The sequence below is a fragment of the Candidatus Paralachnospira sp. LCP21S3_A2 genome, from assembly GCF_052118925.1.
In the GTDB taxonomy this organism is placed as follows: domain Bacteria; phylum Bacillota; class Clostridia; order Lachnospirales; family Lachnospiraceae; genus Lientehia.
Map to the genome: position 1 here is coordinate 145,810 of NZ_JBQKGG010000003.1, position 15,822 is coordinate 161,631.

A 15,822-nucleotide genomic window follows, 5' to 3' on the forward strand; every position below is an offset into this window, starting at 1 on the left:
GTGACAGCGAACATATGAAAGAAAAGATCAACCGTCTCGCGAAAGGAATCTTGGAGGAGGAAGAACTCCAGGTTTCTTTTTCTGCTGTAAAAATCGAGGACAGTGTGGCATTGGACGACAGAAAACGGGGCGAGTTCCGGATCGCTGAGGATCATGGACGGCCGGTGAAGGGTCTGGTTTATTCGACTGACCAGCGGGTAAGTCCCATAAATGATAATTTTATGGGAAAAGACTGTCGGATCGTATACGAGGTGGATTCTGCCGGTGCAGATGCGGATCTGCAGGGAGAATTTCAGATCGTATGCAGCGCGGGGGAGTACCGGCTTCCGTATGTGTTCCATGTCTGTGCGGCAGACCCGGAGGGACAGCAGCTCACGGAGCTTTCGGACTTTGTGTCTTATGCGGAAACAAATCCGGAAGAGGCACTGCGCCTGTTTGAATCCCATGAGTTAAAAAAGCTGCCGTTTATGCAGGACATGTGTGTACGGACGATTTACGAGGAGCTCTGGGGACATGGTGACCGAAGGAATGCCATGGAGGAATTCCTTACGGCCTCCGGAGCAAAGCGTCCGGTTCACCTGACCTGGTCGGAGGACAAAAAGGAGTATCTGCTTCCGGAAGAATCCTTTTCGGATCGGATACTGGTGAAACCGAGCGGCCGGGGATATACTTGGGCGGAAGTAACTTCCGATTCGGAGTGGCTGGTTCCGGAGCAGGACAGGATCGCGGGCAGTGACTTTGCAGGAGAAGGAGCAGAAGTCCGTTATGCGGTACGGCTGGAGCTTCTCCATGCGGGAAATAATTATGGGGAGCTTCGGATCAGAGGGCTTTATGAAGAGCTACGGATCCCGGTCCATGTGAAGCTTCCGGGAGATCCGGAGCGGGAAATCAGGAGCTCCTATGAGCGGGACATGCTCCAGTTTTACACCTGTTATTTAAAGCAGATGGCGGGCGAGTATGAGGAACAGCCTGTGCTTGTTTCTATGCAGTCGGCGCTGGCGCGGGCATACAGCGAAGCACCGTATCCGGAGCTGATCCGCCTGTATCAGGCGGACACAGCGCTTCTGCAGGATAAGGCGGAGCAGGCAAGAGAATATCTGGAGGACGCAAAGGAAAAGATCCTGGATAACCGGGACAAGGATGTGGCTTCCTACTGTTATTATATGTATCTGAAGGCGAAGGAGAGTAAGGAGCCGGTACAGCGCCAGACCATGGTGAAGCTTCTGCGCCGTTATTATGAGGATGGAACCGCACCGGATATGGCCTTCTTTATTCTTATGCAGACCGATCCGGAGCTGCAGGAAAACGACAGCCTGGCCCTTTCCAGATTGAAGGGTCATTTCCGACGCGGGAGCCGGAGTCCGTATCTGTATCTGGCGGCCTGCCGGATCATAAAAAGAAATCCGGGACTTCTGCGGGTACTGGAGGATTTCGAGCTTCAGAGTCTCTGGTTCGGGCTGCGGTACGGACAGCTGGATAAAGAAGCGGCCAAAGCAGTGGCGCGTCTGGCGATCCAGATGAAAAAAGGGCCGGGAATCTGTCTGCGGCTGTTGAAAAAATTATATGAGCTCTTCCCGTCTGAAGAGGCACTGACGGCGGTGTGTGCACTGCTGATCCGCAGAGACTGCCGGGATGAAGAGGCTTTTCACTGGTATGAGAAGGGCGTGAACGAGGATATTCATTTAACGAGACTGTATGAATATTATCTGTATGCGCTTCCGGCAGATCATGAGGGAGCACTGCCGCGGATCCTGCTGTTGTATTTTTCCTATAATAATACGCTGGATTACCGGACGCAGGCAGCGCTGTATCTGAATGTGCTGACTTATATGCGGGAGGATACGGAAATCTTCCGGGCATATGAAAATCAGATTGAGGCATTTGCGGTCGACCAGCTGTTCCGGTGCCACATGAACCGGGATCTGGCGAAGATTTACAGCAGGATGATCCTGCCGGAAATGGTGGATGAACGGATTGCAAAGGTGCTTCCGAGACTTCTGTATGCCAGAGAGATCCGCTGTGCGGATCCGGCCATGTGCCAGGTGATCGTAGCATATGAGGAAATGCAGGGAGAGACGGCGGTACCGCTGCGGAATGGACGGGCGTATGTGCCGGTTTATCTGGAAAATGCTCATGTGTTTTTCCAGGATGATCACGGAAACCGGTACGGAAGTATCTGTTATGAAGAAGAGCCCATGATGGAAGTGCCGGAGCTGGAGGAAAAAACCAGAAAGCTGTACCCCGCTCATGAGATGCTTCGTCTGGGACAGTGTCGGAAAATCCTGGAAAAGGGCAATTATACGGCGTCGGAGATTGCCCTGTTAAAAGAGGTATCGCAGGAGGATGAGCTGGAGGAGCTGTTCCGGAGATATTTGGTTTCGGAGATCATTTCCTATTATTATCGGATCGAGGAAAGCGATGCCTGTGATGAATATCTTCTGGGGATCGATAAGAAATTACTGCGCCCCGATGACCGGAACAAGGTCATGGATGCGCTGATCACCAAGGATTTTTATGAAGATGCCTATAAGATGGTGCTTCGATACGGCTATCGGAATCTGAAGATCAGCCGGATCCTGAAGCTGACTTCACGGATGATCGTGAAGCGGCTGTTTGAGAAGGACTCCATGCTGCTGGAAATGGCGTGGTTCTGTTTTGACGCGGGACGCAGCGATGATGTGATCCTGGAATATTTATGCAGCCATTACAACGGGCTTTCCATGTCCATGTACCGCATCCTGCGGGAGGCCTGGGCAGGGCATGTTCCCTGCGGTGATCTTCCGGAGCGTCTGCTGGCGCAGATGCTGTTTGACGGAAGCGTGACGTATCTGGATCAGGTATTCCGGATCTATATGGAGGGAAAGTCCGTCGAGGAAATGCTGGTACGGGCATATCTGGCGGTGAAGAGCCGGAGATACTTTGAGGGCGCCGAGGACTGGGAGCCGGAGACTGCGGCATGGCTGGAAGTACAGGCGGAAGAAGATGAGGGAAAGCATGGACTTCCGGAGATCTGCCTGCTGGCGCTGACGAAGTATTACAGTGAGGCAGAGAGCTTGACGGATCAGCAGAAGGCCCTTTGCCGGAGTATGATTGAGGAATTGTATCAGAAGAGGATCCTGTTTTCCTATTATCAGAAGCTGGAAGGGATAATCCGGCTTCCGGATGCAATCCGCGGGAAATGTGTGATTGAGTATCATGGAAAGCGGTCGGATCAGATCTGGATCCATGAAACGCTGGAGCCGGACGGAACGAAGCTTGCGCCGGAACAGATCCCCCATATGTTTGATGGGTATTTTGTGAAGCTGGTATCACTGTTTTACGGGGAAACAATGGAGTATGAGATTAGGGACGGAGACGGAGCACTCCTGAACAAAGGAAGCGTCGCTTATCCGGATGACGGCCAGACCAGGGAGGGAAGGGCCGGCCGGCTCGACGAAATCCTTCGCGCCTTTGCCGGTGGAGATGACTCATTAAAGGAACGCATGATGACTTATGCGGTCCGTGATGAACTGACGGAAAAGCTGTTTCAGTCTTTGTAGTTTGAGGTGGATAAATGCTGCGAGTAGGAATCGATATTTGTGATGATTATACACAGGTCGCCTGTTATGATCCGCGTACCATGGAGGCGGAGAGTATCGGCCTGACGGAGGAGGAAGCTTCTTCCATGGTACCGACGGTGGTCTGTAAAGAAAAAGGAGCGGATTCCTGGTTCATCGGCGAGGAGGCATACCGCTGCGCCCTTTACGGAAAGGGTACTATGGTGGACAAGCTGGTGAAGCTGGCGAAAAAAGGCGGAACAGCGACCATTGAGGGCATCCGGTATACAGCGGAGGATCTTATGAAGATCTTTATCCGCCAGATTCTGGAGCTTCCTCTTGCCAGAAAGCCGAAGGAGGAGATCGGGACGGTGGTCTTTTCCTTCCAGAAAAAAGACAGTGCGCTTATGGAAATGGCCATGACGGTGACGGATGAGCTTCAGATCCCAAGGGAACAGGTCCATATGGCCAATCATGCGGAGGCATATCTGTTTTATGTACTGAGCCAGAAAAAAGAGCTGTGGATCAACCAGTCCTGTCTGTTCGACCTGTCGGAAAACGGGCTTCATTATTATGAATTCGGCGTGACCAGAGGCCGGAAGCCTCAGGTGGTCGAGGTGCAGCATGAGGAGCTGGAGGAGGGCTTCAGCCTGGAGATCCTGGAGACGAGCGCCGGGAAGAAGCTGGGAGACACGATCTTATCCTCCTGTGCGGAACGTCTGCTGCAGCGGAAGGTCATGACTTCCGTGTTTTTAACCGGAAAGGGCTTTGAAAGTACCGACTGGGCGCCGGGATTTCTCCGGTTTGTCTGCAATAAGCGGCGAGTGTTTGCAGGAACGGGCCTGTTTGCAAAAGGGGCGGCACGGATGGCATACGACCGGACGCTGGCGGAGAATCCGTATCCGTATATCTGCCTGTGCGAGGGAAGGCTTGCATCTACGGTAAGCATGCAGGTGTACCATGAGGGCAGAGAACGGGAGCTGGTTCTGGCACCGGCCGGAAGTGACTGGTATGAGGCGAAGGCATCGGCTTCGTTTATTCTGGATGATACAAACGTGCTGGAGTTTACGGTGACACCGGCGAAAACGGGACGGAGCGGACGGCTTCAGATCCAGCTGGATGAGTTTCCGGCGAGACCGAACAAGACAACAAGGGTGGAAGTGATCGCCGCGTTTTCCAGTGAATCAAAGATCAGTATCCGGGTCATTGACCGCGGATTCGGAGACTTTTTTCCGGAGACGGGAAAAATGATCCGGCAGGATTTTCAGATATAAATAAAAGGGGCAGTTATGAGCGGATTATTATTATGCAGGGACGGGAAAGCGAAGAAGCCTTATCCGGTGCCGGAGCTTGGGATCTCCCTTTACTCGGCGGAGGAGCTGTGTTATTACATTTATCATTATGTGTTTCTGCTGGAACCGGATTTTGTAGATGAGGAGCTTCTGGAGTTTATCGGAACGGGACTCGGCCTTTCCGGTCTGGAAGCAAAGATCCGGCGATGGATCGCCGAGGAGGCAGATCTGTCCCAGGTGCTTTATATGATCCTTCAGGACGTTCATTATTATAATGAAACAGAGCTGGCAGCCTTCCGGGCACAGCTTGAATGGTTAAAGAAAGCAAGACCGTCGGAGCGGGCAAAAAAGAAAGCAGACTATCTTCTTGAAACGCGGAAATATGAGGCGGCAATCCGTGCGTATGATCAGATTGAGGCAGGAGAGCCGGACGGCGGCATGACCAGAGAGTTTATGGGAGCACTGTATCATAATAAGGGAATGGCCTGTATCGGTCTGTTTGACGGTCCGCGGGCACTGTCGTGCCTGGAACAGGCCTACGAGAATCTGGAGCAGGAGAGTCTGTTAAAGGAAATCTTTCTGCTATGCCAGATGGAGCCGGAGCTGGAGCTGCCGTCGGCCATAAAAACAGCGGTGTCAGCAGAGCAGCAGATGAAGTGGAAGGAAGAATATGAAACATTCTGCACCCATCTGCGCTATTCCGGGAATGCAAAGGAGGTCGGAGCTCTCTGGGAGACGGATTCGATCCGGAGAAAAGCCGGGATCCAGAGACTTCTGAAAACCTGGAAGCAGGAATACAGGGAGATGACAAGAGTATGAATATTGCATTGATCGGATTTATGGGCGTGGGAAAAACAACCGTTTCCCACGCTTTAAGTAAGCATCTCGGCGCGGAGGAAATTGACATTGACCGTTGGATCGAGGAACAGGAAGGCCGGCGGATTCCGGAGATTTTTGAGACGGACGGAGAGAAGGCATTCCGTGATCTGGAAACGGCAGCGGTAAAAACGCTGGGAAACCAGGATGGAAGGATCTTATCCTGCGGAGGCGGAGCAGTGCTTCGCCCGGAAAACGTGGAGGCCTTAAAGAAAAACGGCGTGATCGTGCTTCTGACGGCAGAACCGGAAACGGTTTACGGCCGGGTGAAAAACGGACAGGACCGGCCGGTATTAAAGGGCCGCATGAGTGTTGAAGGGATCAGCGAGCTGATGGAGAAGCGTCGTCCGGCCTATGAGTCGGCGGCAAGCTTTTCGGTGGCAACGGACGGAAGAACTCCCCGGGAGATCGCCGAGGAGATTGCTCAAAAGGCAGAATGGGTCTGCGGAAAGGATAACTTATGGAATACGGACTGATCGGGGAGAAGCTTGGGCATAGTTATTCCAAACTGATCCATGAAAAACTGGCGGATTATACGTATGACCTTTGTCCGCTGAGCCGGGAGAAATTTCCGGTTTTTATGGAACAGCGTGCCTTTAAGGCAATCAATGTGACGATCCCTTATAAAAAAGAGGTAATCCCGTATCTCGATGAGCTGGATGATAACGCGGCAGCTATCGGTGCGGTCAATACGATTGTGAATAAAGAGGGCCGGCTTATCGGCCATAATACAGATTTTTCCGGGTTTGCCTACATGGTTCGGGAGAGCGGTGTGGAGGTTTTCGGAAAGAAGGCACTGGTGCTCGGAACCGGCGGTGCGTCCAATGCGGTTCTTGCGGTTCTGAAAAAGCTGGGAGCAGATCCGGTGATTTCGGTGAGCAGGACGGGAAAGAACGGTGCTGTGACCTATGAAGCCTGTGTGGCGGAGCATTCGGACGCATCCGTGATCGTCAATACCACACCGGTCGGCATGTTTCCCAACATGGATGCATCGCCCCTGGATCTGACACCGTTTAAAGCCTGTGAGGCAGTTCTGGATGTGATCTATAATCCGGGAGAAACGAAGCTGACGGCTCAGGCGAAGGGCCTGGGCATGAAGGGCGTGACCGGTCTTACCATGCTGGTTGCCCAGGCAAAGTATGCCTGCGAGCTTTTCCTGGAAACGACGCTGGATGATGCAGTGATCCCGGTGATCACGAAAGAAATCGCTGATCAGATGTACGGAGCGGAGGAACAGAAATGAAGCCGTTAAAGGTGAAGAATGTTTCTTTTGGAGAGGGAATGCCGAAGATCTGTATTCCCATCACGGGAAAAACGGAAGAAGAGATCGTTTCGGAGACAGCGCTGGTCAAAACTCTGCCCCATCAGGTGGTAGAGTGGCGTGCCGATCATTACAGGGAAATTACGGATCACGGAAAAACAGAGGCGGTGTTAAGAAGTCTTCGGGAGCTTTTACCGGAGTCGGTTCTCTTATTTACGTTCCGCACGCACCATGAAGGCGGCGCAAGGGAGCTTTCAGAGAAGGACTATCTGGAGATCTGTGAGCATGCTGTTTCCACGGGACTCTGTGACCTTGTGGATTTTGAATTGTTTACCGGCTGTAAGGAACGCTTTCTGAAAGGAGCGTCGGCACCGGGGCCGGAGGAAGGGCCGCTTCCGGGCTTTCTGGAAACAGCCCGTATGCATGGCGTGCCGGTGATCCTCTCCAGTCATGATTTCCGGAAAACGCCGGAGCCGGAAGAACTGCTGCTTCGGCTTCGTACCATGGAGCGGCTGGGAGCAGGGATCGCCAAACTGGCAGTCATGCCGAAATCGGAGAAGGATGTACTGGCGCTGCTTGCGGCAACCAGGGAAGCGGCGGACACCGTATCCTGTCCGGTCATTACCATGTCCATGGGAGCCATGGGCGTGATCAGCCGTGTAAGCGGCCGCCTGACCGGTTCCTGCATGACCTTCGGAAGTGCCGGGCGAGCTTCCGCACCGGGGCAGCTTCCCGCCGGAACGCTGTCGGAGATCCTGGAAATCTTATAATCTGCGGGCTAAACGGAACGGACGGAAATCAGAAAATGGATTGTTCCGCAGATCTGCCGGGGATGATGTGCAAAAAGGAGAATAAAGCATGGAAGAGATCGAAGAAGCCGTATTTAACGGGTTCTGCAAAACACTGAACGAGACCCGCTCGGTGTTCTGCGAGTTCGAGGTGCAGGACGGAAGGCTGTGTCTTGCCGAAGCAGACTGCGATTACGGAGCCTGTCCCCATACAGAGACCTGCGTGCTGATGAAACAGGCAGGAGATCTGATGGAGGAGTATAACAAATGATGACCGGCAGGCCGGGCCGGAGCTGGAACAGTGGCTTCGGCAGAATGGAGTAAATAGGAGTATGAAATAAGGGGATTCTTATGTGGTTATGGATTCTGGCTGTGCTGGCGGCTTATTTTATCAAGGGGCTGTGCGGCTTTGCCAATACGCTGGTGCTGACAACGATCCTGAGCTTTGGAACGGATAATGCCGATATTTCGCCGGTGGATCTTCTGCTGTGTTATCCCATGAACGGGATCATGACCTGGAAAAACCGGAAGAAGCTGGACCGGAGAGTTTGTCTGACGCTGTCAGTGCTGGTGCTGGCGGGAAGTATTCCGGGGGCGTTTCTTTTAAAAAATCTGGATGCTCATGTTCTGAAGCTTCTGTTCGGAGTGGTCGTGGTGTTCATGGGGCTGGAGAATCTGTGGCGGAAAAAGGGAACCATGCGTTCCTCTAAAATTGTTATGGGTATCATCGGTATGGCGGCCGGACTGCTCTGCGGACTGTTTGGTGTCGGAGCGCTTCTGGCGGCGTATATCAATCGCGTAACCGATGACAGCGAGGCATTTAAGGCCAATATCTGTGCGGTGTTTCTGGTGGAAAATACCTTCCGGGTGATCCTGTATTTATGCCTGGGACTGATCACCCTTTCAACCGTGAAGCAGGTATTATGGCTTCTGCCCATTGCGTTCGTAGGGTTGGCTTTGGGTATCATCAGCAGCAGGAAGCTCAATGAGAAGCATGCAAAGACCGTCATGGCGGTTCTGCTGATCGTATCGGGACTGTCACTGATCGTGAAAAATCTGTAGGAAAACATGGAGCATCGAGATTTTATGAAACATAGGATTCACCGAAAGAAACAGGATAGGATTTCGGTGCTTTGCAAATAAATGTCTACCCCAGCATAACATCTAACAGCATCATCACAGCGAATCCGGCAACGATCCCCAGAGTGGCGGTATAGGGGCGGGCACCGCGGTTCTGCTGACATTCGGGGATCAGCTCATGAACGACCACAAGGATCATGGAGCCGGCGGCAAAGGACAGGGCATAGGGAAGAATGGCTTCCACATAGACCACGAGGATTGCGCCGATGATTGCCGCAATGGGCTCCACCAGGCCGGATGCCTGACCGATGAGAAAGCTTTTTCGTCTGGAAAAGCCTTCCCGTCTCAGAGGAAAGGAAACTGCGGCACCCTCAGGGAAATTCTGGAGACCGATACCAAGAGCAATGGAGACAGCAGCCATCAGGCTTTCCGGTGATGTGCTGCTGTTTTTTAATGCGCCGAAGGCGACACCGATGGCAAGCCCTTCGGGAATATTGTGGAGCGTAATGGAAAGCACCAGCATAATGATCCGCTTCAGATTGCCGGAGCCGATCCGCAGTCTGGAAACGCTGACGGCTTTATCGGAAGCCCACATGAACAGGGCGCCGAAGAGAAAGCCGGCAGTAGCAACCAGCCAGGCAGGAGTACCGCCAGCGGCCTCGGCCCGTTCAATGGCAGGCTGCAGCAGAGACCAGAAGCTGGCAGCGATCATGACGCCGGACGCGAACCCCAGCATGACATTTAAGGCTGTCGGATTGGGGGATTTAAAAAAGGCAATGGTCGCAGCGCCGAGCGCCGTGATAAACCACGTTCCCAGCGATGCAATCAGTGCCATAAGAACAAATTGATCCATATTGCACCTCCTGGGTTATTATATGCCGCAGGAAGTAAAAGGGTTTTAGTCTTCGAATTGTTTCTTCTGTATCCTTAATTCACGCAATAATACCGCCGCGGAATAGACTGCCGTGCAGAGCTCTGCGGCGGGAAGAGCCGCCCAGACGCCGGAAAGCCCGAACAGCCCGGAGAAGAGAAAGGCCAGCGGCAGGACGATGACCAGCTGGCGGAACAGCGTCACCAGAAGGCTGGGAAGTCCCTTGCCGATGGATTCAAACACGGCGGAGGTGATGATGCTGAGCGCCGAGGGCAGGAAGCCCAGGCTGATGATCCGGAGAGCCCGTTCGCCCAGAGAAAGCATGTCCGGATCGGAATTGAAGATTTTCAAAACCGGAAGCGGAATGAGCTGGGAAAGAATCAGGCCCATGGTCATGATCACGGCAGAGATCAGCAGGGACTGACGGATCGCATCGGATTCCCGTTTTACGTTTCCGGCACCGTAGTTGAAGGCGATGATGGGACGGATCCCCTGAACCAGTCCGTTGACAGGCATGTAAACAAAGGTCTGAAGCTTGTAATAGACGCCGAATACGGTCACTGCCATGGCAGAAAATCCGGAAAGGATTCCGTTGAGTCCGGCCACCAGGACAGAGGGAAGTGCCATGATCATGGAGGACGGAATGGCAACACCGTAGATCTGCTTTAAGATCGGTCCGGTGATCATGTCTCTGCGGGGCTTTTTCAGGGGAAGACCGGCGCGGCCTCTGGCTACCATGAGGATACCGATGGAACCGGAAATAATCTGGCCGATAACGGTTGCGGCAGCAGCTCCGGCAACGCCCATGGCGGGAAAGCCCAAAAGACCGAAGATCATGATCGGGTCAAGAACCACATTGATGGCGCAGCCGATTCCCACAAGGACCAGGGGCGCGGTCATGTGGCCGGTGGCCTGCAGGATCTTTTCCGCAGTGATGTGAAAAAGCTGGCCGAAGGAGAACAGCATGACAATGTAGCCGTACTGGTAGCACATGGAACGGATCTGACTGTCCTCTGTATACATGCTGACAAAGGCAGGAATCAGAAGGCTGGTGAGAACGGCCAGGATCACATAATGGATTCCGGTAAGGATCATGCCGATGGCCGGCGTGTCATCGGCGGCCTGCTGGTTTCCGGCGCCCATGTTTCTTGCAATATAGGAATTCAGGCCGACACCGGTTCCCACTGCCAGGGCAAGGGAAAGATTCTGGATCGGGAAGATGATGGAAACAGCGGAGAGTGCGTTGCTGCTTAACCGGGCAACGAAGATGCTGTCCACGATGTTGTACAGAGACTGGATCAGCATGGAGATCATCGGCGGAACCGCCATTTTAATAAGAAGAGGGAACATGCTTCCCGTTCCCAGGGATGTATTCTGGTTCGTATTCTGGTTCATAAAAAATCCTCCTGAAGAGCTGCAAAAGAAAGAGGCTATATATTCCCGCTGTTTTGAATCAGAAAACAGAGAAAATATATAGCCTTATCGGCGAAGCTGTGAACTTGTTTTTATTTCTTTGCGGTCTGCTTGTCCGCTTTTCTGTCCTTTTTCTTTTTCTTGGACGGCGGCGGTGTGATGCCGGAACCGCGGACACTCTTGATCGCGGTTATGTAGATACCGCTGACAACGACCTTTGCCTCCTGCTTTACGGGAAGAACCGCAAATACCTTTTCATCACACATCAGAGTCATGATCCTGGGGCCGACCTTTGCCTTTACCACAGGAACCTTGGCGCGGCGGAGATATTTGGGGGTCTGTTCGTAAACCATCGGGGGAAAACCGGCATCCTTCAGCTTCATCCGCTTTTTATCGATGACCAGCATGGACACCGTTTGAGCCATGGCCTCCATCATGGACTGCTGTTCTGCCTGTTTTTTCTGGAGCTTGGTGCCGACAAAGTAAAGAACAACGAGAATGGCGGCAACGACTGCCAGGATAATAAGAATAATCGTTAACCATAAAGGCATGGGGGTACCCTCCTGAAATTTTTTCGTGCATTTTACATTATACCATTATTTGGGACAGGTTGCAAGCACCGGAAACACCAAAACTGGAGTTTTCTACCGGGCTTTTTGCAAAAAACAGTAAATATAAGGAAAAAACTCATTGACAGCTTGACATTGAGGTGTTAAGATGGAATGTGCACTATTGTGGTCTCATGTGCCCTGGGATCAAGTGTTAAAAATGGATAGCTTATAGTTGATTATAAAGAAAACAGGGGTGAAAGGTCAATGGAAAATTGCAGAATACGCCCGGTGAAAGCCGGCAAGAGCATGAGGATGAGCTTCGCAAGACAGAAAGAAGTTCTTGAGATGCCCAATCTGATTGAGATCCAGAAGGACTCCTATCAGTGGTTCCTGGACCAGGGGCTGAAGGAAGTTCTGGAGGATATTTCTCCCATCGCAGACTTTGCCGGACATCTGAGTCTGGAGTTTGTTGATTTTACCTTATGTAAGAACGATACCAAATATACCATTGAGGAGTGCAAGGAACGTGATGCGACCTATGCGGCTCCTTTAAAGGTGCGTGTACGTCTGATCAATAAGGAAACGGACGAGATCAGTGAACATGAAATTTTTATGGGCGATCTTCCGTTAATGACAGATACAGGCTCTTTTGTGATCAATGGTGCGGAGCGTGTAATCGTAAGCCAGCTGGTCCGTTCTCCCGGTATCTATTACGGAATCGCACACGATAAGGTAGGAAAGACCCTTTACTCCTGTACGGTAATCCCTAACCGCGGTGCATGGCTGGAATATGAAACGGATTCCAACGATGTGTTCTTCGCCCGTGTGGACCGGACGAGAAAGGTTCCCGTAACCGTTCTGATCCGTGCTCTCGGTGTGGGAACAAATGCGGAGATCCGCGAGCTGTTCGGTGATGAGCCGAAGATCGAGGCGAGTATCTTAAAGGATACGTCTGATAATTATGAAGACGGCCTCCTGGAGTTATATAAGAAGATCCGTCCCGGCGAACCGCTTTCCGTGGACAGCGCCGAAAGCCTGTTAAAGAGTATGTTCTTTGATCCCAGAAGATATGATCTGGCAAAGGTAGGACGTTATAAGTTTAATAAGAAGCTTCACCTTAAAAACCGGATCACCGGACAGATCCTGGCAGAGGACGTGGTAAATACCGAGACCGGTGAGATCATCGCAGCGGGCGGAGAAAAGGTAACAAAAGAACTGGCAGTCGAGATCCAGAATGCAGCAGTACCCTATGTGTTTGTTGAAACAGAAACGAGAAGCAGGGTCAAGGTACTGTCGAACCTGATGGTTGATATGGCTGAGTATGTTGACTTTGATCCGGCAGAAGCAGGTGTGACGGAGGCTGTGTTCTATCCGGTGCTGAAACAGCTCCTGGAGGAACATGCAGATGCTTCCGAGGAAGAATTAAAGGAAGCAGTTCACAAGTCCATTCATGAGCTGATCCCGAAGCATATCACAAGAGAAGATATCTTCGCATCCATTAACTATAATATGCATCTGGAATGGGGCGTTGGAAACGATGATGATATCGATCATCTGGGCAACCGCCGTATCCGTGCGGTCGGAGAACTGCTCCAGAACCAGTACCGTATCGGTCTTTCCAGAATGGAACGTGTGGTACGTGAACGTATGACAACACAGGACATTGAGGGAATTACGCCTCAGTCCTTGATCAATATCAAGCCGGTAACGGCGGCTGTGAAGGAATTCTTCGGAAGCTCCCAGCTGTCCCAGTTTATGGATCAGAACAACCCGCTGGCTGAGCTGACCCACAAGCGTCGTCTTTCTGCCTTAGGCCCTGGCGGTCTGTCCAGAGAGCGAGCCGGTTTCGAGGTGCGAGACGTTCATTATACCCATTACGGAAGAATGTGCCCCATCGAGACACCAGAAGGTCCCAACATCGGTCTGATCAACTCCCTTGCAAGCTATGCAAGAGTGAACCAGTACGGCTTTGTTGAGGCTCCTTACCGTGTGGTTGACCGTACAACCGACCCCAAGAACCCGGTGGTTACGGACGAGGTTGTATATCTGACCGCAGATGAAGAGGATAATTATATTGTAGCGCAGGCAAACGAAGCACTGGATGAGGAAGGCCATTTCATCAGAAATAACGTATCAGGCCGTTTCCGTGAGGAAACATCCGAATTCCAGAAGCAGAAGATCGATCTGATGGACGTATCTCCGAGAATGGTATTCTCCGTGGCAACTGCCATGATCCCGTTCCTGCAGAACGATGATGCGAACCGTGCGCTGATGGGATCAAACATGCAGCGCCAGGCTGTACCGCTTCTGTCCACAGAGGCTCCTGTAGTAGGAACCGGTATCGAGGCAAAGGCTGCCGTCGACTCCGGCGTATGCGTGGTGGCCAGAAATGCCGGTGTGGTAGAACGCTCCGCTTCCAATGAGATCATTATCCGTACGGATAAAGGAGAAAAGGATGTATATCATCTGACCAAATTCTCCAGAAGCAACCAGAGCAACTGCTACAACCAGAAGCCCATTGTCTACAAGGGTGACCACGTAGAAAAGGGTGAGGTGATCGCGGACGGTCCTTCCACGAAGGACGGCGAGATCGCACTGGGCAAGAACCCGTTGATCGGTTTTATGACCTGGGAAGGCTACAATTACGAGGATGCGGTTCTCTTAAGCGAACGCCTTGTTCAGGATGATGTATATACCTCCGTTCATATTGAAGAATATGAGTCCGAATCCCGTGATACCAAGCTGGGACCGGAGGAGATCACAAGAGATGTTCCCGGTGTCGGTGAGGACGCACTGAAGGATCTTGATGAGCGCGGTATCATCCGGATCGGTGCCGAGGTCCGTGCCGGAGATATTCTGGTCGGCAAGGTAACTCCCAAGGGTGAAACTGAGCTGACAGCTGAGGAGCGTCTGCTCCGCGCAATCTTCGGTGAGAAGGCAAGAGAGGTTCGTGATACCTCTTTAAAGGTACCTCACGGTGCTTACGGTATCGTTGTGGATGCCAAGATCTTCACCAGAGAGAACGGCGATGAGCTGGCTCCCGGCGTAAATCAGAAGGTTCGCATTTATATTGCACAGAAGAGAAAGATTTCTGTCGGTGACAAGATGGCAGGCCGTCACGGAAACAAGGGTGTTGTTTCCCGTGTACTTCCCGTAGAGGATATGCCGTTCCTGCCCAACGGTCGTCCGCTGGATATCGTTCTGAATCCTCTGGGCGTGCCTTCCCGTATGAATATCGGACAGGTGCTGGAGATCCATCTGTCTCTGGCTGCAAAGGCCCTTGGCTTCAACGTATCCACTCCTGTATTTGACGGTGCAGACGAGGATGACATCATGGGAACCCTTGATCTGGCAAACGATTATGTCAATATGGAATGGGACGAATTCAAGAAGAAATATGACGGCGAGTTAAAGCCCGGCGTTATGGAATTCCTGGAAGAGAACAAGGATCACAGAGAACTCTGGAAGGGCGTTCCGATCCGCAGAGACGGCAAGGTTCGTCTTCGTGACGGACGGACCGGCGAATTCTTCGACAGTCCGGTAACCATCGGACACATGCACTACCTGAAGCTGCATCATCTGGTAGATGATAAGATCCATGCGCGTTCCACCGGCCCTTACTCCCTGGTAACCCAGCAGCCTCTCGGCGGAAAAGCCCAGTTCGGCGGCCAGCGTTTCGGTGAGATGGAGGTATGGGCACTGGAGGCATACGGTGCGGCTTACACACTGCAGGAAATCTTAACCTCCAAGTCCGATGATGTTGTGGGCCGTGTAAAGACCTACGAAGCCATCATCAAGGGCGAAAATATTCCGACTCCCGGTGTTCCCGAGTCCTTTAAGGTACTGTTAAAAGAGCTTCAGTCCCTTGGCCTCGATGTACGTCTGCTGGATGAGGAAGGCGAGGAAGTGGAGATCGCCGAGGATACCGATTACGGCAATACCGATATCAATGCGCTTATCAACAGTGACCGGGTATTCAATAACTATGAAGAGTCCTATGGTGACATGGGCTATCAGAAGCAGGAGTTCAGCAGCGATGGTGAGCTGGTGAGCGCAGAAGGCGAAAAGACAGAGGATGCGGATGATGATTATGTAAATGATGATTATACCGAGGATTCTGACGATGACGCAGAGTAATACCGGAAACTGAATGG

12 protein-coding genes are annotated in these 15,822 nt (G+C 52.2%); 9 read left to right on the forward strand and 3 right to left on the reverse strand.

The window, feature by feature from the left end:
* The first annotated feature begins 14 nt into the window (after nucleotides 1-14).
* The 8 genes from ACTQ3K_RS04000 (at nucleotide 15) to ACTQ3K_RS04035 (ending at nucleotide 8,815) form a co-directional block, all read left to right on the forward strand.
* The gene (locus ACTQ3K_RS04000; protein ID WP_441565974.1) at nucleotides 15-3,539 is read left to right on the forward strand and encodes a DUF5717 family protein; all 3,525 of its coding nucleotides are present in this window, start codon (nucleotides 15-17) and stop codon (nucleotides 3,537-3,539) included.
* A gap of 14 nt (nucleotides 3,540-3,553) precedes the next feature.
* Nucleotides 3,554-4,810, forward strand: coding sequence for a DUF5716 family protein (locus ACTQ3K_RS04005; protein WP_441565973.1), 1,257 nt, complete (start codon nucleotides 3,554-3,556; stop codon nucleotides 4,808-4,810).
* Between the two features lie 15 nt (nucleotides 4,811-4,825).
* Nucleotides 4,826-5,647 carry a hypothetical protein gene (locus ACTQ3K_RS04010; RefSeq protein WP_441565972.1) on the forward strand — a complete coding sequence of 274 codons (822 nt, stop codon included), beginning with the start codon at nucleotides 4,826-4,828 and terminating at the stop codon, nucleotides 5,645-5,647.
* A complete protein-coding gene (locus ACTQ3K_RS04015; RefSeq protein ID WP_441565971.1) occupies nucleotides 5,644-6,180 on the forward strand; it encodes a shikimate kinase in 537 nt (178 codons plus the stop codon). Before ACTQ3K_RS04010 ends, ACTQ3K_RS04015 begins: the two co-directional genes overlap by 4 nt.
* Complete coding sequence (locus ACTQ3K_RS04020) at nucleotides 6,165-6,947, forward strand: shikimate dehydrogenase family protein (RefSeq protein WP_441565970.1); 783 nt, start codon at nucleotides 6,165-6,167, stop codon at nucleotides 6,945-6,947. Before ACTQ3K_RS04015 ends, ACTQ3K_RS04020 begins: the two co-directional genes overlap by 16 nt.
* A complete protein-coding gene (locus ACTQ3K_RS04025) occupies nucleotides 6,944-7,735 on the forward strand; it encodes a type I 3-dehydroquinate dehydratase (protein WP_441565969.1) in 792 nt (263 codons plus the stop codon). Before ACTQ3K_RS04020 ends, ACTQ3K_RS04025 begins: the two co-directional genes overlap by 4 nt.
* Before the next feature lie 88 nt (nucleotides 7,736-7,823).
* Nucleotides 7,824-8,024: a ubiquinone biosynthesis protein UbiE gene (locus tag ACTQ3K_RS04030; RefSeq protein WP_441565968.1), complete on the forward strand. Its 201-nt coding sequence runs from the start codon at nucleotides 7,824-7,826 to the stop codon at nucleotides 8,022-8,024.
* An 80-nt stretch (nucleotides 8,025-8,104) separates the two neighbouring features.
* Nucleotides 8,105-8,815 carry a sulfite exporter TauE/SafE family protein gene (locus tag ACTQ3K_RS04035; protein WP_441565967.1) on the forward strand — a complete coding sequence of 237 codons (711 nt, stop codon included), beginning with the start codon at nucleotides 8,105-8,107 and terminating at the stop codon, nucleotides 8,813-8,815.
* An 85-nt stretch (nucleotides 8,816-8,900) separates the two neighbouring features.
* Here the strand turns inward: ACTQ3K_RS04035 and ACTQ3K_RS04040 are convergent, their stop codons facing one another.
* The 3 genes from ACTQ3K_RS04040 to ACTQ3K_RS04050 form a co-directional block, all read right to left on the reverse strand.
* Entirely contained in the window at nucleotides 8,901-9,686 is a 786-nt protein-coding gene (locus ACTQ3K_RS04040) for a ZIP family metal transporter (RefSeq protein ID WP_441565966.1), read from the reverse strand.
* A 45-nt stretch (nucleotides 9,687-9,731) separates the two neighbouring features.
* The gene (locus ACTQ3K_RS04045; RefSeq protein WP_441565965.1) at nucleotides 9,732-11,099 is read right to left on the reverse strand and encodes an MATE family efflux transporter; all 1,368 of its coding nucleotides are present in this window, start codon (nucleotides 11,097-11,099) and stop codon (nucleotides 9,732-9,734) included.
* 110 nt (nucleotides 11,100-11,209) lie between these two features.
* Nucleotides 11,210-11,668: a hypothetical protein gene (locus ACTQ3K_RS04050; RefSeq protein WP_441565964.1), complete on the reverse strand. Its 459-nt coding sequence runs from the start codon at nucleotides 11,666-11,668 to the stop codon at nucleotides 11,210-11,212.
* Between the two features lie 264 nt (nucleotides 11,669-11,932).
* Here ACTQ3K_RS04050 and rpoB point away from each other — a divergent pair, with 264 nt between their 5' ends.
* The gene (gene rpoB, locus ACTQ3K_RS04055; protein WP_441565963.1) at nucleotides 11,933-15,805 is read left to right on the forward strand and encodes a DNA-directed RNA polymerase subunit beta; all 3,873 of its coding nucleotides are present in this window, start codon (nucleotides 11,933-11,935) and stop codon (nucleotides 15,803-15,805) included.
* Nucleotides 15,806-15,822 lie beyond the last annotated feature (17 nt).

Excerpts from the sequence above, each read along its gene's own strand:
- ACTQ3K_RS04045 (WP_441565965.1), bottom strand. The coding sequence starts at position 11,099 with ATGAACCAGAATACGAACCAGAATACATCCCTGGGAACGGGAAGCATG.
- ACTQ3K_RS04000 (WP_441565974.1), top strand. The coding sequence starts at position 15 with ATGAAAGAAAAGATCAACCGTCTCGCGAAAGGAATCTTGGAGGAGGAA.
- rpoB (WP_441565963.1), top strand. The coding sequence starts at position 11,933 with ATGGAAAATTGCAGAATACGCCCGGTGAAAGCCGGCAAGAGCATGAGG.
- ACTQ3K_RS04030 (WP_441565968.1), top strand. The coding sequence starts at position 7,824 with ATGGAAGAGATCGAAGAAGCCGTATTTAACGGGTTCTGCAAAACACTG.
- ACTQ3K_RS04015 (WP_441565971.1), top strand. The coding sequence starts at position 5,644 with ATGAATATTGCATTGATCGGATTTATGGGCGTGGGAAAAACAACCGTT.
- ACTQ3K_RS04020 (WP_441565970.1), top strand. The coding sequence starts at position 6,165 with ATGGAATACGGACTGATCGGGGAGAAGCTTGGGCATAGTTATTCCAAA.
- ACTQ3K_RS04050 (WP_441565964.1), bottom strand. The coding sequence starts at position 11,668 with ATGCCTTTATGGTTAACGATTATTCTTATTATCCTGGCAGTCGTTGCC.
- ACTQ3K_RS04035 (WP_441565967.1), top strand. The coding sequence starts at position 8,105 with ATGTGGTTATGGATTCTGGCTGTGCTGGCGGCTTATTTTATCAAGGGG.
- ACTQ3K_RS04010 (WP_441565972.1), top strand. The coding sequence starts at position 4,826 with ATGAGCGGATTATTATTATGCAGGGACGGGAAAGCGAAGAAGCCTTAT.
- ACTQ3K_RS04025 (WP_441565969.1), top strand. The coding sequence starts at position 6,944 with ATGAAGCCGTTAAAGGTGAAGAATGTTTCTTTTGGAGAGGGAATGCCG.
- ACTQ3K_RS04005 (WP_441565973.1), top strand. The coding sequence starts at position 3,554 with ATGCTGCGAGTAGGAATCGATATTTGTGATGATTATACACAGGTCGCC.
- ACTQ3K_RS04040 (WP_441565966.1), bottom strand. The coding sequence starts at position 9,686 with ATGGATCAATTTGTTCTTATGGCACTGATTGCATCGCTGGGAACGTGG.